General features: G+C 33.8%; 2 protein-coding genes. One reads left to right on the top strand and one right to left on the bottom strand.

From position 1 onward, the window contains the following. Positions 1 to 572: Crp/Fnr family transcriptional regulator (locus AC3DU7_RS30940; RefSeq protein WP_488043067.1), on the bottom strand; the 572-nt coding region annotated here is incomplete at its 3' end. 807 nt (positions 573 to 1,379) lie between these two features. Here AC3DU7_RS30940 and AC3DU7_RS30935 point away from each other — a divergent pair. After that, positions 1,380 to 2,480, top strand: coding sequence for a Rieske 2Fe-2S domain-containing protein (locus AC3DU7_RS30935; protein WP_488043066.1), 1,101 nt, complete (start codon positions 1,380 to 1,382; stop codon positions 2,478 to 2,480). Positions 2,481 to 2,558: the final 78 nt, after the last annotated feature.

The following is a 2,558-nucleotide window of genomic DNA, read 5'->3' as shown; positions in this document are numbered from 1 at the left end:
CTAACTACCTCTCTAGAACTGCCTAATTCTTGAGCGATCGCTTCGTGGGTTATCTGTAAAGTTTTTATCTGACTATTGACATTATTTAAAAGATATGATGCAATTCGACAATCCATGCGACGAAAAGCAACTTCTTCAATTATTTCAATTACATTAGCTAATCGTTGGGAAAGTAGTCCAAAGATATATTCTTGCCAAATAGTGTTGTGTGTCACCCATTTTTTGAGGCTATTTGCAGGAATAATCAAAGCTTTAACTTCAGTCTCAGCAATGGCAAATGCCGGAAATACTTTTTGACTGATGATACAAGAAGCCGTCATAATACAACTATCACCTTTTTCTAGATGATAAAGAGTAATTTCTCTGCCACTTTCTCCTATTTTGTAAACACGAACATTTCCAGAAATTATGAGTGGCAAATGATGACAAATATCTCCCTCTAAACAGATAAATTGACTGGGGGACAAACTGATGTGTTGACATTCGTTAATAAAATTTGTTTTGGCTTCAGAATCTAGGTTTTCCAAAAAAGGAAATGTAGAAGCAATGGTTTGAATTATTGCTTTATTCATCAGTATTAAATCTCCGATATTTATCTAACTTAACCCAAAACATAGTTCAAACTTTGTAAGCATTCAGCCATCAGCTATCAGCTATCAGCTATTGCTTTTAGTTTTAGATAAAAGCTTTAATGATTGAGGCAGAATTTATACTTACTACCAAAGTCGGCTGTAAAGTCTATATTCATTTAAACCTCCTCATAAGAGCTGAGAGCTGACAGCTAATAGCTGAATGCTTACCAAACTTTTTCCTAATTATCAATCAGGTTCGCCAAGTTCGCCAAGGATTGAAATCCTTGGCTAATAGTTTAAGTCATCTTAAGATGACTCTTGGGGAGTATGCCATCTTTTTATATTATGATTAATCACTACAACTTGATATAAAATGTCATTGCGACTGGAACGGATTGGAAGGTTTGCGGAGCATTCCGGAACGGAAAGCAATCTCAATTACTTCTGGAATTTTTAAATAATTTCCATTTTACTAATTATTTATGCCAATCTATTTACCATTACAGATGTTTTTGTTGGGTTGCGCTGTCGTTTAACCTAACCTACTGGACTGTTTCATCTTAAATGGTGCAATAGGAAATCTACTAGAGATTGCTTTCCTAACGGAATGCTCCGCAAACACTGTCGTTCGCAATGACAATTCTAATGCACTGTTTTAGCTGAAACAATCCACTACGGTATGATAATTGTATCAAATATAGCTAATTATTTTGATGAAAATTGTATGATTTTATAGTCTTGTTTTTCCGAGCAATTTTAAGAAAAAATTTTTGTGGTCTAAAAAATCAAAAAGAGTGAAAATAAGTGATGTTTAAAACTAATCAAAAAATTAATAATTTACAAACTAATAGTTGCGATCGCAAATCCTCATTTGACTTAAGAAAAGTTGGTTTAAATCCTAACTTTTGGTATCCCCTAGCCCAATCCAAAGAAGTTAAAATAGAAAAACCCCACGCAGTTAGTTTTGGCGGAGAACCTATTGTTTTAGTCCGAACAAAATCTCATCAAATCTTTGCTCTGGAAGACCGATGTGCCCACCGACAAATTCTTCTGAGTATGGGGGTAGTTTGTGGAGATAAAATTACTTGCACTTATCATGGATGGCAATACGATAAGACAGGAAAAATCGCAAAAGTTGACTATTTACCAACAGGTTGCCCCTTACCAAAAGGAGTAAAAAGTTATCCTTGTCAAGAAATTTATGGTCATATTTTTGTCTTTCCTGGAAAAACAGAATTAGCTGAAACTGTACCTTTACCGAATATTAAAAATTGGGATAATAATAAATATAAAACCATGTATTTTTCCCGTCGTTTGAATTGTCATTATTCATTTATGAAGGAAAACTTAATGGATATGAATCATCAATTTTTACATCGGAGATTTATGGGAAAAGTCAAACCAACTCTTCTCGAAACATCTAAAGGAGAAAACTGGGTAGAAGCTAAATATAAATTCAGTGGAGAACCCCATCCAAGTGCTAATTTAGTATTAGCAGCAGGACGAAAAGAAGAGTCAGAGTCAGCAGATTCTGATTTTGATATTATTACCATTCGTACAGAATATCCCTATCAAACTTTAACAGTTTGCCCACCAAATTCAGAACAGCCACTATTAAATCTTTGGGTAGCTTATATTCCAGTAGATCGAGAACAAAAAAGTAATCATAGTTTTGGAATGTTGATGATTCGTAAACCTAAAATTCCCGGATTAATCAATCTTTTATGGCCATTAATGCGTTATTTTACTCAGGTTATTTTTAGTGAAGATAAATGGGCTGTTGAAATGGAACAAAAAGCTTATAATCTTCAGGGAGAAGACTGGAATCAAGAAGTATTTCCTTTGATGCTTGATGTGCGAGAGTTATTGTACAAAAAAGGAATTTCTATTCTGCCTTTAGTTGATTAAAAATCATAAATCTGTATATAGCAATCCTATTTTATTTGTGTATAAAAATCTTACCGCTTTTAGGGAACAGGGAACAGG

This window comes from Okeania sp. (assembly GCF_983059655.1).
The sequence above is the reverse complement of the archived record's forward strand: the minus strand, read 5'-3'. Positions and strand labels throughout refer to the sequence as shown.